The following is a 21,646-nucleotide window of genomic DNA, read 5'->3' as shown; positions in this document are numbered from 1 at the left end:
TTCGGGCACGCCCAGGTTCGCACAGAATCATGAGGGGTTCCTCATGTTTTGTTTCGCATAGTTTGCCCGACACCCCTCTTGCCAGTGATTTCGCTCACAATTCGGAACAAAAGCAACCGGTCGGTAACCCGAGTCATTCCTGGCTACGCCGATGCGTGGACGTCCATGAACCCGAGGAATCCCTCACGTTTTTCGTTATCAAATTGTTATCTATTGACGGGCGGCGTAGATCGTGCATCGCAAGATCGAAAACGTGTCGGGCCCACGCGGTAACTTCCGGACGATTCGAACACACATTCGACAGGGGGCCGAGATGAGGAAGCGGATCGGATACACGAAGGAACTACTCGAGGAGGCGGTGGCGGCGTCCATCAGCACGGCAGGTGTCCTCCGATATCTAGGACTGCGGGCGGGCGGGGGTTCCTACGTTGTCGTCAACCGAAAGATCGAGGCCTACGGGATCGACACATCCCACTTCCGAGGAATGGCCCACCAGAAGGGGCGACCGGCCCGGAACCGGCTGCACTGGTCGGACGTGCTCACGGTTGCACCGGCCGGTGCGAATCGGAAGGAGACCAAGACACTCAGACGGGCGCTCCTCGAATACGGTCGCGCCCACGAGTGTGAGATGTGCGGTATCGGACCGGAATGGCTCGAATCCCGACTCGCGCTCCATATCGATCACATCGACGGCAATCCGAACGACTCCCGACCGCACAACGTCCGCTTCCTGTGCCCCAACTGCCACAGCCAGACGCCGACGTGGGCAGGCCGAAACATACGTCGCGTTCTCGACGAATCATCCGAACGGATTCCCGGCCGAATCGGATCGAATTCCGACGAGGTGGCGTGATGGCGAGGCCGGTCAAATACACGAAGGAGATGCTGGAAGAAGCGGTTCGGAACTGCGTCAATTTCGCCGAGGTCATGCGTCACTTCGGCCTCAAACCGAATGGCGGACACCACACCCACCTGAGCCGTAGGATCCGCGCACTCGGTATCGACACCTCCCACTTCACCGGGCGACCCCGGACAACCGAGCGCAGACCGTACGTCCGTCACGAGTGGCGCGACCTGCTCATCGAGAAGCCGTACGGCTCTCGGCGCACGAGACCGGATCAGCTCCGACGGGCACTCGTCGAGTACGGACGCCCTTACCGGTGCACCCGATGCGGTATCGAACCCGAATGGAACGGAAGGCCGCTCACCCTGCATGTCGATCACATCGACGGGAACCCCGGCGACTCCCGCCCGGAGAACCTTCGCTTCCTCTGTCCCAACTGTCACAGTCAGACGCCTACCTGGGCCGGACGAAATGTGCAGCACCGTATCGCGCCGGAGTGACATCTATGCCGTATCCTGCTGAGGTCTGGCGCGAGTGGCGGAATTGGCAGACGCCCGGGTTTTAGGTATCCGTGTCTTCGGACGTGGGGGTTCGAGTCCCCCCTCGCGCACCACGTGACCTCACCCACGGTGCACCGACCGGTCTTGGCAGGTCGGTGCACCGTTCGGGTACCGTCGAGGGCGTGTCCGAGCATCGCCCTCCCCGCCGGTTGGCCCTGATCATTCTGGTCCTGGTGGCCGCGGCCGGATGTCTCGGCCTCGGATACTGGCAGTGGGTCCGCTTCGAGGCGGTCGGCGGTACCTATCAGAATCTCGGCTACGCACTCCAGTGGCCCGCCTTCGCCTTCTTCTGCGTCTACGCCTACCGGCGCTTCGTGCGCCTCGAGGCCGAGGAGCAGGAAGCCGAGAGCACCGGCGGGCGACGCCCGTCCGAGCCGGACGAGCCCACCGAGATCCCCGAGGATCTTCTTCCCACCCGTCCGCGCACGCTCGCCGAGGCCCGCGAGCAGGAGGCCGCGGATCCCGACGCACGACAGATCAACGAGTACAACGAGTACCTCGCGCAGCTCGCGCGCAGGTCCGATAGGAGCGCTCAGTGAGCACCACCCCCGAGCAGGCGTCCGGCCAGGCCACCACGCCGCGCGTCGTCAGTGACGCCGACCGGAAGAAGATCCGGTCCGCCCTGCTGCGTTACCGCGTGCTCGCCTACGCGACCGGTATCTGGCTGCTGATCCTCACCGGTGAGATGGTCGCCAAGTACATCATCGGTGTCGAGAACGTGCCGGCCTGGATCGCGATCGTGCACGGCTGGGTGTACGCGGTGTACCTGGTCCTCACCTTCGACCTGTCGATCAAGGTGCGCTGGCCGATCGCCCGCACGGTGTGGACGCTCCTGGCGGGTACCATCCCATTCCTGTCGTTCTTCGTCGAGCACAAGCGCACCCAGCAGGTGAAGGCCGATTTCGGCGTCTGAACCACCACCTCCACGAGACCTTCACGAACACGAATCGGGCGGATCCCTTTCAGGATCCGCCCGATCTCGTCTGTGCAGCGCGAACTCAGCGGCGCGGCAAGCGCACCACCTGGACGAAGAATTCGTCGATCTGGCGCACCGCGCGTATGAACTGGTCGAGGTCGACCGGCTTCGTCACGTACGCGTTGGCGTGCAGCTTGTAGCTGCGCAGGATGTCCTCTTCCGCGGCCGAGGTGGTGAGGACCACAACGGGAATGTCGGTGAGGTCGTCGTCGGACTTGACGTGTTCGAGGACCTGCCGCCCGTCGTACTTGGGCAGGTTCAGGTCGAGGAGGATCAGATCGGGCCGAGGAGCATCCGCATGCTCCCCGCGCCGGTAGAGGAAGTCGAGCGCTTCCTCGCCGTCGCGTACCACATGCAGATTGTTGCCGATCTTGTTGTCCTCGAACGCTTCTCGCGTCATCAATTCGTCGCCGGGGTCGTCCTCCACGAGGAGGACGTCGATCGGCCGCCCGGAAACGCTCATGCAGATGCCCCTTTCAGAGCGACTTCGGTTGCAGACATGTCGTCGCCTGCCTTGGGAATCGTAAAGCAGAAACGACTGCCCTCCCGATACTGCGGGTCGAGCCAGATCTCTCCACCGTGGTACTCGACGATCTTGCGGCAGATCGCCAGACCGATACCGGTTCCGGTGTAGACATCCCGGCCGTGCAGCCGCTGGAAGATCACGAAGACCTTGTCGGCGAACTCCTCGGCGATACCGATGCCGTTGTCCTGCACGGAGAACCGCCAGAGTTCGTCGTCTCCCTCGACGATCTCCTCGCAGGCGACGCGGATCTCCACCGGCCGGTCCTCGTGGCGGAACTTGATCGCGTTCCCGATCAGGTTCTGCCACAACATGATCATCAGTGTGGGATCGCCCACGATCGTCGGCAGGGAGTCGGGCCGGAGGATCTTCGCGCCGGATTCCTCGACGGCATGGGAGATATTCGTCAGGGCCGCGTCGAGTGTGACGTCGAGTTCGGTGCGGACGTGCGCATCGCTGACGCGTCCGACCCGAGAGAAGGTCAGCAGATCGTTGATGAGCACCTGCATGCGTTTGGCGCCGTCCACCGCGAACGCGATGTACTGGGTGCCGCGCTCGTCGAGTTTGTCGCCGTATCTCTTCTCGAGGAGCTGGCAGAAGGACGCCACCTTGCGAAGCGGCTCCTGCAGGTCGTGGGAGGCGACGTAGGCGAACTGCTCCAGTTCGGAGTTCGAACGCCGGAGTTCCGTCGCCTGGCTCTCGAGCTGCTCCTCGCGCTCGTGCGCGACCTGCAGTTCGTGCACGATCCGCTCGCGCATGTCCTCGACGTCCCGGCCGAGGGCGTAGATGTCGGCAGGACCCTGAGGTTCGATCTCACGCCCGAAGTTCGCCCCTGCGATCACGGCGCGCGACGCCTGCCGCAGACGCTGGATCGGCCGCACCACGATCATCTGGAGCAGGACAGCGAGGCCCACCCCGGTGAGAAGGAACACCCCGACCATGCCGGCAAGGATCCGATCACGGGTCGCCCGAATGTCCTCGAGTGACTCGATACCTTCCGTCTTGGCCTGCAAGAGATCGGCGTTCTGGACCTCGAATGCCTCGCGGAGACGATCGAATGCGACACGACCTGCATCGACGGCGGCGGGGTCGACGAAGCGCGGCTCTCCCGGCATCACCGCGGAGACGAGAGGCTCGGCGTACACACGCCGCCATTCGGCGGCGTGGACCTCGATCGACCGGAGGTCGGCGAGCAACTTCGCGTCGTCGCCCACCAGTGTGCGCAACTCGGCAGCGGCCGCAGCTTCCTCCTGCCTACCTTGCTCGTAGGGGGAGAGGAAGTCGGGATCGGCAGCCAGGATGTATCCGCGGGCGCCGGTCTCCTGGTTCAGGAGTGCGCCTTGAAGGCGGTACGCCTCCGCTCGGGCGGGCTGGATGCGATCCCGCACGTAGGTGGAGGCCTCGGTCGTCTCTCGAAGGTAGTAGCTGCCCACCACCGTGCCGACGATCACCAACAGCCCCATCACGCTCAGTACGAGCAGGAACCAGCCCTGGACCGTCATTCCCCGGGGCGGAGGGCGACGCGTGTCCCCCGCCTCTGCCGTTGCGTCGCTCTCGGTCATGCGGTGGTGATCACTTCCTGTTCCATTGCACGTGGACGACTGCCACGTCGTCGGACAGTCCCCCTCTACTGTCCGCGAGCTTCTCGGCGCCGTCGATGAGGGCGTCGGTGAACTCGGCGGGCGAGAGATGGGCACGTTCGCGCGCGAGCTCGAGAAGTCCTTCCTCGCCGAGTCGTTCCGGTCCCGGTCCGCGGTGGCCCTCGAAGAGTCCGTCGGTGAACAGCACGATCGCGCCGCCCTCGGGCAGATCCATCGTGTGGACGGGCCAGGTGGCCGTTCCCGGCAGCAGGCCCAGAGCAGGGCCGCCGGGGGCTTCCACCCAGTCGACGGTTCCGGCGTGGCGCAGCAGGAGGCCGGGGTGCCCTGCTCTCGTGACCTCCACGGTGCGTCGATCGGCCCACATCGTGAGGTTGGTCATGGACGCGAAGAATCGGCTCTCGGTGCGTTCGGCGACGAGGAGTTCCTCGAGTTGCTGCAGCCGCCGGGGACCGTCGACGCCGCTGAGCACGAGCGTGCGCCACGCGATCCGGAGCCCCACCCCGAGAGCGGCTTCGTCGGGACCGTGGCCGGAGACGTCGCCGATGAGGACGTGCACGGTGCCGTCGTCGGTCTGCACGACGTCGTAGAAGTCGCCACCGAGCAACGCGGAGGACCGGCCGGGACGATAGCGGGTGACGACGTCGAAGTCCTGGGCGTCGCGCAGGAGCGGAGACGGGAGCAGACCGCGCTCGAGCCGGGCGTTCTCCTGCGCGTGCAATTGGCTCGCCTGGAGTTCCGCCGCCGCGATCTCGGTCTGCTTCCGCTGGATGGCGTAGCGGACGGCACGGCCGAACAGATCGGGCTCGACGCGTCCCTTGACGAGGTAGTCCTGGGCGCCGACCGAGAGTGCGGCGAGGCCGGTCTGTTCCTCGGCGAGGCCGGTGAGGACGACGATGGGTACCGAATCGGTGATCTCCTGGATGCGCGCGACCGCTTCGAGGCCGCTCGCATCGGGCAGGTGGAGGTCGAGAAGTACGCAATCGGGATGGGATGCGGTGAGTTCGTCGCGGGCCTGCGCGAGTGTCTGAACCCACACGACAGTCATCTCGGGGGCGCTGTCGACCACCAGCTCCTCCACGATGAGTGCGTCACCGGGGTCGTCCTCGATGAGGAGCAACGACGGCGGTTCGACCGACTCACCCTGCGCTCGGTGCATGTCCACTCGGTCGCCCCTCCCTCCCTGGTCGAAAGGGAACATTACAGACTCCACGACACCGTGCTCACAGGGTGGCCACGGAGCGCCGGGGCTACGACGAATGGACCGATGTGTGCATCTGTCGGCACGATCTTGCATGATGACAAGGTGAACGATCCATTGACCGCGCATCCACATATGACTCTTTCGACAGCTCGCAACGGTTCCGTTGCTGTGCTGTCCGTCGACGGTGAAGTCGACATGACGAGCGCTCCACTGCTCGAGAACGAAGCCCTGGGGTTGCTCGACACCGACATCACCGGACTGATCGTCGACCTCAGCGGTGTTGATTTTCTCGCTTCGATGGGTATCGCTCTGTTGGTCGAGTTGTCCAAGCGTGCTACCGACGCCGTCGGTTTCGCCGTGGTCGCACACGGTAGTGCCACGGCACGCCCGCTCGAGCTCCTCGGCCTCGGAGAGGTCCTGGCGATCCACCCGAAGCTCGACGACGCGCTCGCCGGCCTCGGTGCCTCGCCGGAAGGAGTCTCCGAGTAGGCCGCCGCACCCGACGAACCGAGGAGTCATGTCGTCTGCCCCCGAGGAGTCAGCCTTGCTCTTTCCCGACGATATCCGGTCGTCGGGTGTGCGAGCCGACCCGACCGAGATTGCAGGCCTGCGGGTCGTCACGAGGCGGTGGCTGGCGAAGCTGCCGCTCGATGAGGACCGACGACAGGACATTCTGCTCGCGAGCTACGAAGCGCTCGCGAATGCCGTCGAGCACGCCTATGCGCCGGACGATGCGCACGGGACCCTCGACTACGAGGCGACCTTCCTGCCCCACGAGGGTGAGGTGCTCGTGCGTGTCAGCGACCACGGTTCGTGGCACGAGGCCGTCGACAGCGACGCCCGGCGTTCACGCGGTCACGGGCTGACGCTGATCCGTAATCTGGCCAGCGACGTCCACGTCTCGGCCGGCCCCGAGGGCACGGTCATCGAGATGCGGTGGGCGCTCGACGACTCGGAGAAAGCAGAGGGCGACGAACTCTCGTCACACGACGCGGGCTGATCTGCGCGGTAGGCGCGCGTCTCACGTTCCCGAAAGCACACGGCCGTGGGAGGAACACGATGTTCCTCCCACGGCCGTTGTCGTCACCCCTGCAGGGCGCCGGCCTCTGGTTTCGCGGTGCCGAACTTCGGTGCCGGTTCGCGCCGTGCGGCACGGTCGCCGAGATGCTCGAGCAGCCGGCGTTCGGGTGTCGATCTCTTCGGAACCGCGACTCGCACGGGCCGCAGAAATCGGTCCGGGCTCGCTGTGGCGGGGCTTCCTCGCAAGGAGGCCGTCGTCGCGGAGGTTGTCGACCGCCCGACGAGAAATGTGCCTGACCGGAGATGTGACTGCCCTGACGGGAAGAAGCAGGTGTTCCTCGCTATCGTGGCGGGAACCCTGTGACTTCGACAGGGGGTCCCGCCCGGCACTGTGTACTCGAAGTGGCCGACGCGGGGCGGTGAGTGAGGAGGCGACGATGGCGCTGTGGAACCCACGGGCGGTACTGGACTGGTTACGGGCGGGATATCCCGAAGGGATCCCGGCCAAGGATCATTTCGCGTTGCTGGCCGTTCTCAAACGCCGACTCACGGACGAGGAACTTCTCGAGGCGATCGAGACGGCAGCGGCGACCGCGTCCGAGCACCCGGAGCGGAAGGTGGATCACGACACCCTGCGGAAGATCGTGGCAGGGGTGATCCACGAGGAACCCGACCCGCAGGACGTCGAGCGGGTCCGCGAACTGCTGGTCGCTGCGGGCTGGCCCGTCGTGGGTGGTGAGCTCTCCCGCGGGGACGAGCCGGGCGAGCTCGACGAGCCGGATGGGCAGGTCGCATCCGGCACGACCGCGGTGCCGCCGTCCGATGCCGTTGCCACACCGCATACCGGCGCTGCGGAACCCCTCCACGAGGAGCGCAGAACGCAGGCCCGCGTGCGTTAACCGGTCGCGGCGAGCGCAGCGAGGGCGGGTACGAGCTGGGCGAGTGCCCGTCCTCGGTGCGACTGTGCGTCCTTCTCGTCCGCGGACAGTTCGGCGGCGGTGCGTTCCTCGCCTTCGGGGCGGAAGACCGGGTCGTATCCGAAACCGTTGTCGCCGCGCGGTTCGCGCACGATACTGCCGCGCCACTCACCGCGCACGACGGTCGTGACGAATCCGTCGTCCGACGGCACGACGAGCGCGCAGGCCGACACGAAGGCGGCCCCGCGCCGCTCGTCCGGCACGTCCTGCAGTTGTCCGAGCAGCAGTGCGGTGTTGGCCTCGTCGTCGCCGTGACGTCCGCTCCAGCGCGCGGACAGCACTCCTGGCATGCCGCGGAGGGCGTCGACCTCGAGACCGGAGTCGTCGGCCACACACGCCATGCCCGTGGCCGCGGCGCCGTCGCGCGCCTTGGCCCCGGCGTTCGCCTCGAAGGTCTCCCCCGTCTCGGGAGCCTCCGGGTAGGGCGGGACGGTGTCGAGGCCTACGAGCTCGATGCCTTCGATCCCTGCGCGGTCGAGCACGCGCTGCAGTTCGCGCAGCTTCTTCGCATTGCGGCTTGCGACCAGCACCCGCACGTCAGACTCCGAACTTCTTCTTGACGGTCTCGAACTCGACCGGCTCGGGAAGAGCACCCGGGTACGGGTCGGCGAGCACCTCGCGCTGGATCCGGCACAGTTCCGCGATCCCGGCGAGCGACGAATCGAGCATCGCGTCGAGCGTGGAGCGCGGGAAGGTCGCACCTTCGCCCGTGCCCTGAACCTCGACGAGGGTGCCCGTCTCGGTCGCGACGACGTTCATGTCGACCTCGGCGCGCACGTCCTCCTCGTAGGGCAGGTCGAGGCGGACACGCCCGTCGACCACGCCGACGCTGACGGCGGCGATCTGGCACGAGATGGGCTGCGGGTCGGCGAGGCGGCCTGCGGCACGCAGGTAGGTGACCGCATCGACCAGGGCGACGTAGGCGCCGGTGATCGCTGCGGTGCGGGTACCTCCGTCGGCCTGCAGCACGTCGCAGTCGATCGCGATGGTGTTCTCGCCGAGCGCGGCGAGGTCGATGCACGCGCGCAGCGACCGGCCGACCAGGCGGCTGATCTCCTGGGTGCGGCCGCCGAGCTTGCCCTTGACCGACTCGCGTCCGCTGCGGGTGTGGGTGGCGGCGGGGAGCATCGCGTACTCGGCGGTCAACCAGCCGAGCCCGGATCCCCTACGCCACCGCGGGACGCCTTCCTCGGCGCTGGCGGTGCACATCACGCGGGTCTGCCCGAATTCGACGAGCACCGAGCCCGCCGGATGATTGGTGAATCCGCGGGTGATGCGAATGGTCCGGAGTTCGTCGTCCGCTCTGCCGTCTTCTCGTGTCGTCACCCGTCCGAGCCTAGGCGATCGCGGGACGGGCGTTTCAGATGCGGTACACGTCTCCGGCCGAGACCGCGTGGACCGGTCCGGAGTACTCGGCCTTGGCTTCGGCGATGACGTCCTCGCGGGAGGTCCACGGCGGAATGTGGGTGAGGAGGAGTTCGCCGGCACCGGCGAGAGCCGCGATGCGACCGGCTTCGGTTCCGGACAGATGTATCCCCTCCGGGCGTTGCCCGGGTGCGTGGGTCCACGATGCCTCGGCCAGCAGCACATCGGCTCCGCGCGCGAGCTCGACCACCTCGTCGCACATCCCGGTGTCGCCGGTGTAGACGAGGGTGCGACCGGAATCGCTGGAGATACGGAAACCGTAGGCTTCCGGCGGATGATGGACGCGCCCCGGGCAGATGGTCAGGCTCCCGAACCGGATCGGCTCGCCGTCGCCCAGTATCCGGACGTCGAGGGTGTCGCTGACGTCGTCGACCTCGCCGGGGATCTCGGCGGACGCCACGCCGATGCGGTGGGCGGTCCCGGCGGGGCCGTAGGTGAGGACGCGGCCGTGCGGGCGGGACGGCGAGTAGCGGCGCCACACCAACAGACCGGGCAGGTCGAGGCAGTGATCGGCGTGCAGATGGGAGAGCAGGATCGATACTTCACCGGGATCGGCGTGCCGTTGGAGCGCTCCGAGGACGCCGGGACCGAAGTCGATGACCAGAGGCGGGGTGTCCGGTGCCGTCAGCAGGTAGCCGGAGGCTGCGGAATCCGGCCCGGCCACACTGCCCGAGCACCCCAGAACGGTCATGCGCATACACGCCATGCTGCCATGCCGAAGGTCCCTCGATGAAGCCAACGCGCGTATTACGGGCGCAGACTCACAGTGGCCGTGACGGTGTGACGCGCGGATCGCTCGGCCACCTTCCGCGGCCGGTCGGTGGAGTTCAGCGAGGGAGGGCCGACGTCGTGGTGGTGCGGCGCGCACGACGCGCGTCGGCGGACAACGCCCACGCCGCGAGGACGCCCCCGACCGCGCCGAAGAAGTGCCCTTCCCAGGAGATCCACGGTTCGCTCGGCAGCACACCCCACAGCATGCCGCCGTAGAGGAACAGCACCACCACACCGAGCACGATCTGCCCCGCCTTACGCGTGAACACGCCGCGCACGATCAGGTAGGTGAGCCAACCGAAGATCAGGCTCGACGCACCGATGTGGGTCTCGCCCGAGCCGGCGATCAGCCACGTCCCCAATCCGGCGACGACCCAGATGATCGCGGTCGCGGCCAGCCCGCGGCCGATACCGGAGAGCAGCACCAGGAACCCGAGGACGAGGGCGGGCACGGTGTTCGCGGTCAGATGGGACCAGTCGGCGTGCAGGATCGGCGCGAACAACACACCCCACAGTCCGTCGGCGGTGCGGGGCTCGACACCGGCGGCGTCGAGATCGGCCGGGAGCACCGCGTCGGCGGCTTCGACGCCGTAGAGCATCGCGACGAATCCCCCGATCCACAGTCCGGCACGTTGCCAGATCGGCCGGAGACGGGTGTCGGCGCCGGTACCGCTGGGAATGGTCATGGAACCATTCTGCCGTCATATATCGGTCAGCGGCCGAAGACCGATGGCAGCACGTCGCGATAGGCGGGAATGTCGGCGACGGAGGTCGCGGAGAGGATCGCGTCGACGATTGCGCGTTCGACCACCACGGCCGCGGCCTCGCAGACCGCGGCGAGGATCGGCAGTTCGGCGGCGAAGGCCGGGATCGACGGCGCGGCGCGCAGGGTGTCCGATACGTCGGCGGTGCCCGTCGACAGAGCGAAGATCGTGTCGCCGTCCAGCGGGGAATGCGCGGGACGGATCGCGCGCCCGAGCCCGTCGTGACCGGTGACCGCGACCCGACGGCACGCCGCTTTCGACAGCGGCGCGTCTGTGGCCACCACGCCGATCGTGGTGTTGAGGACGGTGCCTTTGTCGCCGAGCGCCCGGGCTGCTGCCAGGTCCGATGCCGAGGGCGACGACAGTCCCAGTTCTTCGGCGCGCGCGGCGTCGACGCCCCAGGGCAGGCCGGTCACGCGGTCGAACACCGACCCGACGGGATTGGCGACCATCAGCGCCGCCACGGTGATTCCCGCCGCGGGACCGTCCGTGATCTGCACGCTCGCCGATCCGAGTCCGCCCTTGAGCGCCCCCGCGCGGGCACCGGTGCCCGCGCCGACGCTCCCCCGGGCGAAGTGCGTGGAGCTCGCGGTGGCCGCGGCAGCCCATCCGGAATCGGTGGTCGGCCGCACCGACCACTCCCCCACGGGAAGATCGAAGACGACGGCGCCGGGGACGATCGGGACGACCGCGCCGGGGGCGCCCATCGGGATCCCCCTGCCGTTCTTCTCGAGATAGCGCATCACGCCGTCGGCGGCGGCCAGCCCGTACGCGCTGCCTCCGGTGAGGAGGACCGCGTCGACACGCTGCACCGAGTGGCTCGGATCGAGCAGGTCGGTCTCCCGCGTGCCCGGTCCCCCGCCGCGCACGTCCACCGACGCGACGGCCGACGGGTCGGCGAGTACGACGGTGCATCCGGTGGCGGCACCCTCGCCGGGAATCTCGGGTGTGCCGACGGTGACCTCGGAGTCGAGGCGGTGCCAGTGACCGACGCTCAGCCCCGCGACGTCGAGCAGGGAGTCGGTCGGTCCCGGCACGATCACGGCTGCAGCGCCTGGACGAGGGAGTCCTGCATCCACGTGAGCCAGTGGTAGACGTCGAGATGCGGGGCGCGCGGATCGTCGTCGTCGAGGACGTCGGGGGTGTCGGCGTCGATGCCGAGGGTGGTGCCGAGTGCGAGCCGCACGTCGTTGAGTCCGTACAGCCACGCTTCGGCCTGTTCGGGGTTGAGCACCACTTTGCCACCGCTTTCGGGCACGGTGCGGAGAATGACCGCGCCGGCCGCGAGCTTGGCGTCGATGATGCTCGGCTCGTGCAGGCTCCGCATCGCACCGTTGAGGTCGGCAGCGTCGTCGCCGACGTTGGCGGCGGAGTCGGAATCCGGGCGGTGGAAGTCGGGCAGGAGGCGGCGCAGCGCCGGGATCTCGGGGGGGACGGCGTTACCGGTGCGCAGACCGGTCAAGGCGGCGAGGTCGTCCTGCGGGGCCTGCCCGGCGCGTTCCTCGAGCATGCCCAGCACGGAGGACACGAGCGAGCGCAGCACCGACGCTTCGTGGGCGTCCATCTCCGACCGGAGCTTGGGGCCGCTGAGCGAGTTCTTCCTGGTCCACTGCCGCACGTCGGTCGGGCCCTCCTGTGGGGATCATTCGTCGCGTTGCATCGTCGCCCACAGTCCGGCGGCGTGCAGACGCTGCACGTCGTGTTCCATCTTGTCACGCGAACCACTGGACACGACGGCCTTGCCCTCGTTGTGGACTTTGAGCATGAGCTCGGTGGCCTTGGCCTTGCTGTACCCGAACAGTTTCTGGAAGATGAACGTCACGTAGTGCATGAGGTTGACGGGGTCGTCCCAGACCACGGTCACCCATGGTTTGTCGACCGCTTCTACTTCCTCGACGATTTCGGCTTCGGCCGGGACGGCCTGTCCTGCCATCGACTGGACGTCGAGCGGAGTGGTCGTGCTACACGGCGCCATGTTCCCAGGGTACGACTTCGGAGCACCGCGAAAAACCCGCCTCGGTACCCGTGGCTCTACAGTGATCGAGTGCCCGAAGCCATTCTCCGTGCCGGTCGCTCCGGCACCGCACTGTTCACCGACAAATACGAACTGACGATGCTCGAGGCTGCCCTGGCAGACGGTTCGGGCGACCGCCCGTGTGTCTTCGAGGTCTTCGCCCGCCGCCTCCCCGCAGGTCGGCGGTACGGCGTCGTGGCGGGCACCGCACGGCTGGTCGAGGCGCTCGAATCGTTCCGGTTCGACGAGGCCGAACTCGAACTCGCGGCCGGTTTCCTGGCGCCGGGCACCGTCGAGTGGCTGCGCGACTTCCGGTTCTCCGGCGACATCGACGGTTACCGCGAGGGCGACTTCTACTTCCCGGGTTCGCCGATCCTGGCGGTGAGCGGCACCTTCGCCGAGTGCGTGCTGCTCGAGACGCTGACCCTGTCGATCTTCAACCACGACAGCGCTGTCGCCTCGGCGGCGGCGCGCATGGTGAGTGTCGCCGACGGCCGCGCCCTCATCGAGATGGGTTCGCGACGCACCCACGAGGAAGCGGCGGTCGCAGCGGCGCGCGCGGCCTATCTCGCCGGTTTCGACTCGACGTCCAATCTGCAGGCCGCGAAGCGGTACGGCATTCCCGCCGCGGGCACTGCCGCACACGCGTTCACCCTCTTGCACACCACGACGGAGGGCCGCGACGAGGCGTCCGCCTTCCGCAGCCAGGTCGAGAGCCTCGGTGTGGGCACGACCCTGCTGGTGGACACCTACGACATCACCGAGGGCGTGAACACCGCGATCGCGGTGGCCGGCCCCGAACTCGGCGGAGTGCGCATCGATTCGGGTGATCTCGGTGTGCTCGCGCGCCAGGTGCGTGAGCAGCTCGACAAGCTCGGCGCGACCGGCACGAAGATCGTGATGTCCGGTGATCTCGACGAGTACGGCATCGCGGGTCTGCGGGCGGAGCCGGTCGACGCGTACGGGGTGGGCACGTCGGTGGTCACCGGTTCCGGTGCCCCGACCGCCGGGATGGTCTTCAAGCTCGTGGAGGTCGACGGTCTCCCGGTCGAGAAGCGCAGCGCGGCGAAGGAGTCCCGAGGGGGCGCGAAGAAGGCCGTGCGGTACGCGCGGCGAACCGGCACGCTCGTCGAGGAGGTCGTCTATCCCGCGCGGGCCGAGCAGGTTCCGTCGGGCGAGGGTTCGCAGGTCCACCCGCTGATGATCCCGCTGATCCGCGGCGGCGAGCCGGTCGACGATCTGCCTACCCTGGAGGAGAGCCGGGAGTTCCTCCGCCGGAGCATGGTGAGTCTGCCCTGGGAGGGTCTGACGCTCTCGGCCGGGGATCCCGCGATCCCCACCCGTTTCGTCCGTGAGAGGTGAGTGCGATGCGCGCACTACTGGTCGTCGACGTCCAGAACGACTTCTGCGAGGGCGGTTCGCTCGCCGTGGTCGGCGGGTCGCAGGTGGCGTCCGACATCACCCGTCTGCTGCAGGTGCGCGGTGACGACTACGCGCACATCGTCGCCACCCGCGACCACCACGTCGATCCGGGAGAGCACTTCTCTCCCGAACCCGATTTCGTCGACTCGTGGCCGCCGCATTGCCGGGCGGGCACGCCGGGCGCCGACTTCCATCCGGAGCTGACCACCGACCGGTTCGAGGCGATCTTCTCGAAGGGTGCTTCCGACGCGGCCTATTCGGGATTCGAGGGAGTCGACGACGACGGCACGGCGCTGGTGTCGTGGTTGCGCGACCGCGACGTGAGCGATGTCGACATCGTCGGTATCGCCACCGACCACTGCGTGCGGGCCACCGCGCTCGACGCGATCGCGGAGGGTTTCGGGGTCCGGGTGCTGCTGCCCTACACGGCAGGGGTGTCGGAGACGACGATCCGCGACGCGCTCGAGCGGATGCGGCAGGCCGGCGTCGAGCTGCTCACCGAGGTCCCGGATATCACGGAAGTCACAGGTCGCGGGGCCGCAGACCGAACGTGACGGTGGAGACCGATACCCTGTGCCGGTGCCGGATCTCCCCGAAGTCCCAGAATTGCTGCGAACCGCGGTACACGCGCTGGGTGGTAGGGAGCGGCGCAATCAGCTGACGATGGCCTCGGCCGTCGCGCACAGCATCGACACCGGCGAACACCTCGCCGTGCAGGCCGGCACGGGTACCGGCAAGTCGCTGGCCTATCTCGTGCCGAGCATCCGGTATGCGGTGAAGACGGGCCGCACGGTGGTGGTCTCCACGGCGACCATCGCGTTGCAACGGCAGCTCGTCGAGCGCGACCTGCCGCGGCTCGCCGATGCCCTCACCGGCTCCCTCGGCCGACGCCCGCGTTTCGCGATCCTCAAGGGGCGCGGAAACTACCTGTGCCTGAACAAGATCCACACCGGCCTCGCCGAGGAGACCCCCGACGCCGAACTGTTCGACGCGTTCGCCCTCTCCCGCATCGGCCGCGAGGTGCGCCGGGTGACCGAGTGGTCGTCCACCACCGAGACCGGCGACCGCGACGACCTCTCCCCCGGCGTCTCCGATCAGGCCTGGCGCCAGCTCAGCGTCACCGCGCGCGAGTGCCTCGGCAAGTCGCGGTGCCCGGTGGGAGAAGACTGCTTCGCCGAGATCGCGCGCGCGGAGGCCGCACAGGTCGACGTGGTCGTCACCAACCACGCGCTCCTCGCGATCGACGCGATCACCGGCATCTCGATCCTGCCCGAGCACGATGTCGTGGTCGTCGACGAGGCCCACGAACTCGTCGACCGCGTCACGAACGTCGCCACGGCCGAACTGTCGTCGGGCACGGTGTCGGCGGCCGCGCGGCGCTGCGTCAAGCTCGTCGAGGACGAGGAGATCGACCGGCTCGAAGGCGCCGCCGAGAACTGGGAGTCGTTCCTCGACGAGCTTCCCGCGGGTCGCTGGGACGACCTGCCCGAGGGTGCCGCGGCCGCGCTGGCCTCGATCCGCGACGCCGCCTGGGCCGTGCACACGGCGATCGGACCGGCCAAGCCCGGCACCGATCCCGAGGTCGCCGCCGCGCGCAGCCAGGCACTGGCGGAGATCGACGAGGTACACGACTGCGCGGTCCGGGTGCTCACGACCTTCGAGCAGCGCGATCCCTCGCAGCGACCCGACGTCGTGTGGCTGGCCGTCGACGAGTTCCGCGGCAACGCCCGCCGCACCGTGCGGGTCGCGCCGCTGTCGGTCGGTGGGCTCCTGCGCAGCCGGTTGTTCGGCGAGTCGACCGTCGTCCTCACCTCCGCGACCCTCACGGTCGGCGGATCGTTCGACGGTCTGGCGGTCAACTGGGGTCTACCGCCGCAGTCGCCCGCGCGCAGCGACACCGCCGCCGCGTCCGGTGCCGAACCACCGTCCGACAAGGGCGATCTCGCGTGGAACGGCATCGACGTCGGCTCGCCCTTCGACCACGCGAAGGCCGGGATCCTCTACATCGCCAAGCATCTGACACCACCCGGCCGCGACGGCCTGCCGCCTTCGCATCTGGACGAGATCGCCGAACTCGTCACCGCAGCCGAGGGCCGGACACTCGGATTGTTCTCCTCGATGCGCGCCGCGAAGGCCGCCACGGAGGCGCTACGCGAGCGCCTCGACACACCGATCCTGTGCCAGGGCGACGACGCCACCGGCGCGCTGGTCGAGAAGTTCGCGGCCGACGAGGCGACGAGCCTGTTCGGCACCCTGTCGTTGTGGCAGGGCGTCGACGTCCCGGGCCCGTCGTTGTCGCTGGTGATCATCGACCGGATCCCGTTCCCCCGGCCCGACGATCCGCTGCTGGTCGCCCGGCAGCGCGCCGTCGAGGCCCGCGGTGGCAACGGGTTCATGGCGGTCGCCGCCAACCACGCCGCCCTTCTGCTCGCGCAGGGGGTGGGGCGATTGCTGCGCAGCACCGACGACCGGGGTGTGGTGGCGGTACTCGACTCGCGCCTGGCGACCGCGCGGTACGGCGGCTATCTGCGCGCGTCGCTGCCGCCCTTCTGGGAGACCGCCGATCCTGCGGTGGTCCGCCGGGCACTCACGCGTCTGCGGGAGTGAGCACCCGGCGGGCCCCGGCTCTCACGGGAGCGCGACCATGCCGAGCTCGGCGGGCGAGGCGAGCAGTCCGTGCCGGGGCAGCACCCGCACCGTGTACCCGACGGCGCCGGCGAGCGGCAACGGCACCGTCGCGGTGAACTCCTCCCCCAGCGGATCGGAACCGATGTGCTCCATCGGCACGGTGACGGGGTCGCTGAGCACGTCGTCGGAGCCCACACGTCCGACCACGGCCTGCACCTCCACGTCCTCCGGGGCCAGGTCGCCGAGTTGCACGTGCGCGGTCAGCCCCAGCGGCAGACCGATCTGCGGAACCTCCGGAATCGGAGTCGAATCCACCTGCGCGACACGCACTCCCGGCCAGGAGGCGTCGATGCGGTGCCGGTACTCGGCCACCGCCCGCGCCCCCGCGTAGTCGTCGGCCGTCACCTCCGCGGCCGCGGCGGCAGCGGGGATGTAGTAGTCGACGGCGTAGTCGCGCACCATCCGCGAGGCGAGCACCTTCGGACCGAGATTCTCGAGCGTGTGGCGCACCATCTCGATCCAACGTGCCGGCACACCGTCGGGGTCGCGGTCGTAGAAACGCGGCAGCACGGAGCGTTCGAGCAGTTCGTACAGGGCGGCGGCCTCGAGGTCGTCGCGACGGGTGTCGTCGACACCGTCTGCAGTGGGGATGGCCCAGCCGTTCTCGCCGTCGAACATCTCGTCCCACCATCCGTCGCGGATGGACAGGTTGAGGCCGCCGTTGAGGGCCGACTTCATGCCCGACGTGCCGCACGCCTCGAGTGGGCGCAGCGGGTTGTTCAGCCACACGTCGCAACCCCAGTACAGATAGCGGGCCATCGACATGTCGTAGTTGGGCAGGAAGACGATGCGGTGCCGCACGTCGTACTCGTCGGCGAACCGCACGACCTGCTGGATGAGCGCCTTGCCACCGTCGTCGGCAGGGTGGCTCTTACCGGCGACGACGAGCTGCACGGGTCGTTCGTCGTCGAGCAACAGGGTGCGCAGCCGTTCGGGGTCGCGCAGCATCAGCGTGAGGCGCTTGTAGGTCGGCACGCGCCGCGCGAACCCGACGGTGAGCACGTTCGGATCGAAGACCGACTCGATCCAGCCCAGTTCGGCGTCGGTGGCACCGCGTTCGATCCACGACTCGCGCAACCGGCGACGCACTTCGGCGACGAGCTGGGCGCGCAGCGCGTTCCGGGTGGACCACAGTTCCTTGCGATCGATGGCCTGGAGCAGTTCCCAGCCGCGGGCCTCCTCGACGCGATCGGGTCCGGCGAGGCGGTTGGCGAGCGCGATCCATTCGCGTGCGGCCCAGGTGGGGGCGTGCACGCCGTTGGTGACCGAGCCGATCGGCACCTCGGCGGCGTCGAATCCGGGCCACAGTCCCTCGAACATGCCGCGGCTGACCTCGCCGTGCAGTTTCGACACGCCGTTGCAGCGCTGGCCGAGACGCAGGCCGAGATGGGCCATGTTGAACACGTTCGGGTTGCTCTCGCGCCCGAGGGCGAGAATGCGATCGACGGTGAGGCCGGGCAGCAGTGCCGACTCGTTCTCACCGTTGGTTCCCGAGAAGTAGTGGCGCACCAGATCGATCGGGAAGCGGTCGATGCCCGCGGGCACGGGGGTGTGCGTCGTGAAGACGGTGCCTGCGCGCACCGCGGCGAGCGCCTCGTCGAAGTCGAGTCCGGAGCCGGTGACGAGTTCGCGGATGCGTTCGGCTCCGAGGAATCCCGCATGCCCTTCGTTCATGTGGAAGACGTCGGGGTCGGGCAGGCCGTGGATGCGCGTGTAGGCACGCACCGCGCGAACACCGCCGACGCCGGCGAGGATCTCCTGCTTGATCCGGTGATCCTGGTCGCCGCCGTAGAGGCGGTCGGTGACCCCGCACAACTCCTCGTCGTTGGAGGGGATGTCCGAGTCGAGCAGCAGCAGCGGCACCCGCCCCACCTGGGCGATCCAGATCCGCGCGTCGAGTGTGCGTCCGCCGGGTACGGCGACCTGCACGAGCGCGGCGGTGCCGTCGGCCTCGGTGAGCAGGCGCAGCGGCAGACCTTGCGGGTCGTAGGAGGGATAGTGCTCCATCTGCCAGCCGTCGGCGCTGAGCGACTGCCGGAAGTAACCGGAGCGGTAGAGCAGGCCGACGCCGATGAGCGGCAGGCCGAGATCGGAGGCGGCCTTGAGGTGGTCGCCGGCAAGGATGCCCAGGCCGCCGGAGTAGTTCGGCAACACCTCGGTGACACCGAACTCCATCGAGAAGTAGGCGATGCCGGCGGGCAGAGTCGTGCCGCGTTCCTGCTGTTCCTGGAACCAGCGGGGGCGGGCGAGGTAGTGCTCGAGGTCGGCCGCCGCGGCGTCGAGACGGGCGAGGAAGTCGCCGTCCTCGGCGAGCGCATCGAGGCGGGCGGGCGGCACCTCGCCGAGCAGCCGGACGGGATCGTTGCTGCACCGGCGCCACAGCTCCGGGTCGACCGATTCGAACAGGTCCTGGGTCTGCGGGTGCCACGACCATCTCAGGTTCGCGGTCAGGGCTCCCAGCGCGGCCAGCCGCTCGGGAAGATGGGCTCGTACAGTGAACCGGCGCAGTGCTTTCACGGGGTGCACACTACCCACCGGGGACGCTCCGTGACGGACGGGCGGATCTCACGTACCGGCATCCGCGCCGGTCGCGCAGAGATCCCCCGGCAGACGGGAAGGCCTCGCGACGTGCACACCGCGTGGCCTTCACTCCCACGGCCCGGCCACCAGAAGTGAACGCCGAGTTACAGATATTTTCGGTGTCGCACCGGGGATCCTTCGCGGGTCCCGCCGCATGCACAGCCGTGCGCCGCGACCTCCATTACGGTGGTGCGAGACACGGTCGTTGCCCCCATCGGCCCTGCTCGTCCACCCGGACCCGCACGGAACGGAGCTAGTGTGACAGGTCGGCTCGCCATCGACGACGTACAACCCTCCATCGACGGAGGGCGTTATCCGACGAAAGCGGTCGTCGGGGAGGTGGTGCCGGTCTCCGCCGTCGTGTGGCGCGAGGGCCACGACGCGATCGCCGCGACACTCGCGGTCCGAGGACCGGCCGACGACCCCGACTCCGCGGGCAAGCTGGTGCGGATCCCCATGGTCCCCGGGAGTGAACCCGACACCTTCCACGCCACCTTCTCCCCCACGAGCGTCGGTGCATGGACCTACCGGGTCGAGGCGTGGAGCGACCCGGTGGCGACCTGGCGACACGCGGTCACCGCGAAGATGGACGCCGGGCAGGATGCCACCGAACTCGCCAACGATCTCGAGGTCGGGGCACGGACCTTCGAGAAGGCCGCGAAGGGCGCTCCCCGCGGCAGCCGACCCGCCCTGCTCGCGGTCGCGCTGTCGCTGCGGTCCGACCGTCCGCTGCCCGAGCGCGTCGCCCCCGCCTTCTCCCCCGACGTCACCGAGATCCTCCGCGCTCATCCGCTCCGCGAACTCGTCACGCGTGGAAGGGCGTTCACAGCGTTCGCCGATCGTCGCCGCGCACTGTTCGGTTCGTGGTACGAGTTCTTTCCGCGGTCCACCGGAGGGTGGCACGAGGACGGAACCCCGCGGCACGGCAACTTCTCCACCGCCGCCGCCGATCTTCCGCGCATCGCGGCGATGGGCTTCGACGTCGTCTATCTGCCCCCGATCCATCCGATCGGCAAGATCAACCGCAAGGGACCGAACAACACGCTCGTCGCCGGTCCGCACGACGTCGGGTCGCCGTGGGCGATCGGCTCCGACGAGGGCGGTCACGACGCGATCCACCCCGAACTCGGCACCGAACAGGACTTCCGCGATTTCGTCGCCCGCGCGAGGGAACTCGATCTCGAGGTCGCCCTCGATCTCGCTCTGCAGTGCGCTCCCGACCACCCGTGGGCGCGGGAGCATCCGGAGTGGTTCACCGTGCTGCCCGACGGCACGATCGCGTACGCGGAGAACCCGCCGAAGAAATACCAGGACATCTATCCCATCAACTTCGACGACGACCCGGACGGCATCTACGCCGAGGTCCTGCGCGTGGTCCGGCACTGGATCCGGCTGGGCGTCGACATCTTCCGCGTCGACAACCCGCACACCAAGCCCCCGAGCTTCTGGGAGCAGCTCATCGCCGAGGTCAAGCACACCGATCCGGACGTGCTGTTCCTGTCGGAGGCGTTCACCCGTCCGGCCCGCATGTACGGGCTCGCGCGGCGCGGATTCACCCAGTCCTACACGTATTTCACGTGGCGGGTCGCGAAGTGGGAGCTCACGGAGTTCGGTACCGAGATCGCCGCGAAGGCGGACGAGGCGAGGCCGAACCTGTTCGTGAACACCCCCGACATCCTGCACGAAACCCTGCAGCACGGCGGGCCGGGCATGTTCGCGTTGCGGGCGGCGCTCGCCGCCACCCTGGCGCCGTCCTGGGGTGTCTACTCGGGTTACGAACTGTTCGAGCACCTCGCGGTGCGGCCGGGCAGCGAGGAGTATCTGGACTCGGAGAAGTACCAGTTGCGGCCGCGACGGTTCGACGAGGCGCGCCGGCGCGGCGAGTCGCTCGAACCGTGGCTGACCACCCTCAACCGCATCCGGCGGGCTCATCCGGCTCTGCAGCAACTACGCAACATCACCTTCCACCACGTCGACAACGACGCCCTGATCGCCTACTCGAAGTTCGATCCGTCCACCGGCGACTGCGTGCTCACGGTGATCAATCTCAACCCCTACGGAGCCGAGCAGGGCACCGTCTGGCTCGACATGCCGGCGATCGGACACGACTGGCAGGACCATTTCCCCGTTTACGACGAGGTGAGTGGGGAACAGTACTCGTGGGGACAGGCCAACTATGTGCGCCTCGAGCCGTGGCGGGCGGTGGCGCACATCCTGACACTGCCCCCGATCGGCATCCCCACCCGCACAACGCTCGCCTACAGGAGGCAGTCGTGACCG

At 68.3% G+C, this 21,646-nt stretch carries 21 protein-coding genes, 1 tRNA gene and 1 pseudogene; 12 read left to right on the top strand and 11 right to left on the bottom strand.

Going from position 1 to position 21,646, the window contains the following annotated elements; genetic code table 11:
* The first annotated feature begins 313 nt into the window (after positions 1 to 313).
* From EQ874_RS22260 to EQ874_RS22240, 5 genes are all read left to right on the top strand, one after another.
* A complete protein-coding gene (locus EQ874_RS22260) occupies positions 314 to 853 on the top strand; it encodes an HNH endonuclease signature motif containing protein (protein ID WP_129978223.1) in 540 nt (179 codons plus the stop codon).
* Entirely contained in the window at positions 853 to 1,344 is a 492-nt protein-coding gene (locus EQ874_RS22255; RefSeq protein ID WP_016934295.1) for an HNH endonuclease, read from the top strand. The genes EQ874_RS22260 and EQ874_RS22255 overlap by 1 nt, the downstream gene beginning before the upstream one ends.
* A 28-nt stretch (positions 1,345 to 1,372) precedes the next feature.
* Positions 1,373 to 1,457 (top strand) — tRNA-Leu (locus tag EQ874_RS22250).
* A 69-nt stretch (positions 1,458 to 1,526) separates the two neighbouring features.
* Positions 1,527 to 1,943 (top strand): hypothetical protein, encoded by a 417-nt coding sequence (locus EQ874_RS22245; RefSeq protein WP_026003323.1) that lies wholly within the window; start codon positions 1,527 to 1,529, stop codon positions 1,941 to 1,943.
* The gene (locus EQ874_RS22240; protein ID WP_016934294.1) at positions 1,940 to 2,317 is read left to right on the top strand and encodes a DUF3817 domain-containing protein; all 378 of its coding nucleotides are present in this window, start codon (positions 1,940 to 1,942) and stop codon (positions 2,315 to 2,317) included. Before EQ874_RS22245 ends, EQ874_RS22240 begins: the two co-directional genes overlap by 4 nt.
* An 85-nt stretch (positions 2,318 to 2,402) precedes the next feature.
* On the opposite strand, the gene EQ874_RS22235 is transcribed toward EQ874_RS22240, so the two are convergent.
* The 3 genes from EQ874_RS22235 to EQ874_RS22225 all read right to left on the bottom strand — a co-directional run bounded on the left by EQ874_RS22235 (position 2,403) and on the right by EQ874_RS22225 (position 5,666).
* Entirely contained in the window at positions 2,403 to 2,843 is a 441-nt protein-coding gene (locus tag EQ874_RS22235; RefSeq protein WP_016934293.1) for a response regulator, read from the bottom strand.
* On the bottom strand, positions 2,840 to 4,405 hold the full coding sequence (locus EQ874_RS22230; protein ID WP_129978233.1) for a sensor histidine kinase: 1,566 nt from the start codon (positions 4,403 to 4,405) through the stop codon (positions 2,840 to 2,842). The genes EQ874_RS22235 and EQ874_RS22230 overlap by 4 nt, the downstream gene beginning before the upstream one ends.
* 70 nt (positions 4,406 to 4,475) lie before the next feature.
* A complete protein-coding gene (locus EQ874_RS22225) occupies positions 4,476 to 5,666 on the bottom strand; it encodes a fused response regulator/phosphatase (protein ID WP_129978222.1) in 1,191 nt (396 codons plus the stop codon).
* 171 nt (positions 5,667 to 5,837) lie between these two features.
* Here EQ874_RS22225 and EQ874_RS22220 point away from each other — a divergent pair, with 171 nt between their 5' ends.
* The 3 genes and pseudogenes from EQ874_RS22220 to EQ874_RS23445 all read left to right on the top strand — a co-directional run.
* Positions 5,838 to 6,194, top strand: coding sequence for an STAS domain-containing protein (locus EQ874_RS22220; protein WP_129978221.1), 357 nt, complete (start codon positions 5,838 to 5,840; stop codon positions 6,192 to 6,194).
* Positions 6,195 to 6,249: 55 nt separating this feature from the next.
* A complete protein-coding gene (locus EQ874_RS22215; protein ID WP_129978220.1) occupies positions 6,250 to 6,705 on the top strand; it encodes an ATP-binding protein in 456 nt (151 codons plus the stop codon).
* Positions 6,706 to 7,162: 457 nt separating this feature from the next.
* Positions 7,163 to 7,456 (top strand): annotated as a pseudogene (locus EQ874_RS23445) (DUF3349 domain-containing protein); the annotation flags it as partial.
* A gap of 164 nt (positions 7,457 to 7,620) precedes the next feature.
* On the opposite strand, the gene rdgB reads toward EQ874_RS23445, so the two are convergent.
* The 7 genes from rdgB to clpS all read right to left on the bottom strand — a co-directional run bounded on the left by rdgB (position 7,621) and on the right by clpS (position 12,637).
* A complete protein-coding gene (gene rdgB / locus EQ874_RS22200; RefSeq protein WP_129978232.1) occupies positions 7,621 to 8,232 on the bottom strand; it encodes an RdgB/HAM1 family non-canonical purine NTP pyrophosphatase in 612 nt (203 codons plus the stop codon).
* A gap of 7 nt (positions 8,233 to 8,239) precedes the next feature.
* Complete coding sequence (gene rph / locus EQ874_RS22195; RefSeq protein ID WP_129978218.1) at positions 8,240 to 9,028, bottom strand: ribonuclease PH; 789 nt, start codon at positions 9,026 to 9,028, stop codon at positions 8,240 to 8,242.
* A gap of 34 nt (positions 9,029 to 9,062) precedes the next feature.
* Complete coding sequence (locus EQ874_RS22190) at positions 9,063 to 9,824, bottom strand: cyclic nucleotide-degrading phosphodiesterase (protein ID WP_129978217.1); 762 nt, start codon at positions 9,822 to 9,824, stop codon at positions 9,063 to 9,065.
* A 130-nt stretch (positions 9,825 to 9,954) separates the two neighbouring features.
* A complete protein-coding gene (locus tag EQ874_RS22185; RefSeq protein ID WP_129978216.1) occupies positions 9,955 to 10,584 on the bottom strand; it encodes a rhomboid family intramembrane serine protease in 630 nt (209 codons plus the stop codon).
* Positions 10,585 to 10,610: 26 nt separating this feature from the next.
* Positions 10,611 to 11,705, bottom strand: a complete 1,095-nt coding sequence (locus tag EQ874_RS22180; protein WP_129978215.1) for a P1 family peptidase — start codon at positions 11,703 to 11,705, stop codon at positions 10,611 to 10,613.
* Positions 11,702 to 12,280 carry a DUF2017 domain-containing protein gene (locus tag EQ874_RS22175; protein ID WP_016935701.1) on the bottom strand — a complete coding sequence of 193 codons (579 nt, stop codon included), beginning with the start codon at positions 12,278 to 12,280 and terminating at the stop codon, positions 11,702 to 11,704. Before EQ874_RS22175 ends, EQ874_RS22180 begins: the two co-directional genes overlap by 4 nt.
* 24 nt (positions 12,281 to 12,304) lie before the next feature.
* Positions 12,305 to 12,637: an ATP-dependent Clp protease adapter ClpS gene (clpS, locus tag EQ874_RS22170; RefSeq protein WP_129978214.1), complete on the bottom strand. Its 333-nt coding sequence runs from the start codon at positions 12,635 to 12,637 to the stop codon at positions 12,305 to 12,307.
* Between the two features lie 69 nt (positions 12,638 to 12,706).
* Here clpS and EQ874_RS22165 point away from each other — a divergent pair, with 69 nt between their 5' ends.
* Genes EQ874_RS22165 through EQ874_RS22155 form a run of 3 tightly spaced genes read left to right on the top strand, consistent with a single transcriptional unit; the run spans position 12,707 to position 16,705 of the window.
* The gene (locus tag EQ874_RS22165; RefSeq protein WP_129978213.1) at positions 12,707 to 14,038 is read left to right on the top strand and encodes a nicotinate phosphoribosyltransferase; all 1,332 of its coding nucleotides are present in this window, start codon (positions 12,707 to 12,709) and stop codon (positions 14,036 to 14,038) included.
* A 5-nt stretch (positions 14,039 to 14,043) separates the two neighbouring features.
* Positions 14,044 to 14,652, top strand: coding sequence for an isochorismatase family protein (locus EQ874_RS22160; protein WP_064063263.1), 609 nt, complete (start codon positions 14,044 to 14,046; stop codon positions 14,650 to 14,652).
* A gap of 25 nt (positions 14,653 to 14,677) precedes the next feature.
* Complete coding sequence (locus tag EQ874_RS22155; RefSeq protein ID WP_207213608.1) at positions 14,678 to 16,705, top strand: ATP-dependent DNA helicase; 2,028 nt, start codon at positions 14,678 to 14,680, stop codon at positions 16,703 to 16,705.
* Between the two features lie 21 nt (positions 16,706 to 16,726).
* Here EQ874_RS22155 and glgP read toward each other — a convergent pair whose 3' ends face one another.
* Positions 16,727 to 19,303, bottom strand: coding sequence for an alpha-glucan family phosphorylase (gene glgP, locus EQ874_RS22150; RefSeq protein ID WP_064063265.1), 2,577 nt, complete (start codon positions 19,301 to 19,303; stop codon positions 16,727 to 16,729).
* A 321-nt stretch (positions 19,304 to 19,624) separates the two neighbouring features.
* On the opposite strand from glgP, the gene EQ874_RS22145 reads away from it, so the two are divergent.
* Positions 19,625 to 21,643, top strand: a complete 2,019-nt coding sequence (locus EQ874_RS22145) for a maltotransferase domain-containing protein (RefSeq protein WP_129978211.1) — start codon at positions 19,625 to 19,627, stop codon at positions 21,641 to 21,643.
* Positions 21,644 to 21,646: the final 3 nt, after the last annotated feature.

This window comes from Rhodococcus sp. Q1 (assembly GCF_004153645.1).
Taxonomy (GTDB): Bacteria; Actinomycetota; Actinomycetes; order Mycobacteriales; family Mycobacteriaceae; genus Rhodococcus; species Rhodococcus gordoniae.
Note: the sequence above shows the minus strand (reverse complement) of the source record. Positions and strands in the feature narration are given on the sequence as shown.

Excerpts from the sequence above, each read along its gene's own strand:
- clpS (WP_129978214.1), bottom strand. The coding sequence starts at position 12,637 with ATGGCGCCGTGTAGCACGACCACTCCGCTCGACGTCCAGTCGATGGCA.
- EQ874_RS22260 (WP_129978223.1), top strand. The coding sequence starts at position 314 with ATGAGGAAGCGGATCGGATACACGAAGGAACTACTCGAGGAGGCGGTG.
- EQ874_RS22220 (WP_129978221.1), top strand. The coding sequence starts at position 5,838 with ATGACTCTTTCGACAGCTCGCAACGGTTCCGTTGCTGTGCTGTCCGTC.
- EQ874_RS22160 (WP_064063263.1), top strand. The coding sequence starts at position 14,044 with ATGCGCGCACTACTGGTCGTCGACGTCCAGAACGACTTCTGCGAGGGC.
- EQ874_RS22235 (WP_016934293.1), bottom strand. The coding sequence starts at position 2,843 with ATGAGCGTTTCCGGGCGGCCGATCGACGTCCTCCTCGTGGAGGACGAC.
- EQ874_RS22190 (WP_129978217.1), bottom strand. The coding sequence starts at position 9,824 with ATGCGCATGACCGTTCTGGGGTGCTCGGGCAGTGTGGCCGGGCCGGAT.
- EQ874_RS22255 (WP_016934295.1), top strand. The coding sequence starts at position 853 with ATGGCGAGGCCGGTCAAATACACGAAGGAGATGCTGGAAGAAGCGGTT.
- EQ874_RS22230 (WP_129978233.1), bottom strand. The coding sequence starts at position 4,405 with ATGACGGTCCAGGGCTGGTTCCTGCTCGTACTGAGCGTGATGGGGCTG.
- EQ874_RS22185 (WP_129978216.1), bottom strand. The coding sequence starts at position 10,584 with ATGACCATTCCCAGCGGTACCGGCGCCGACACCCGTCTCCGGCCGATC.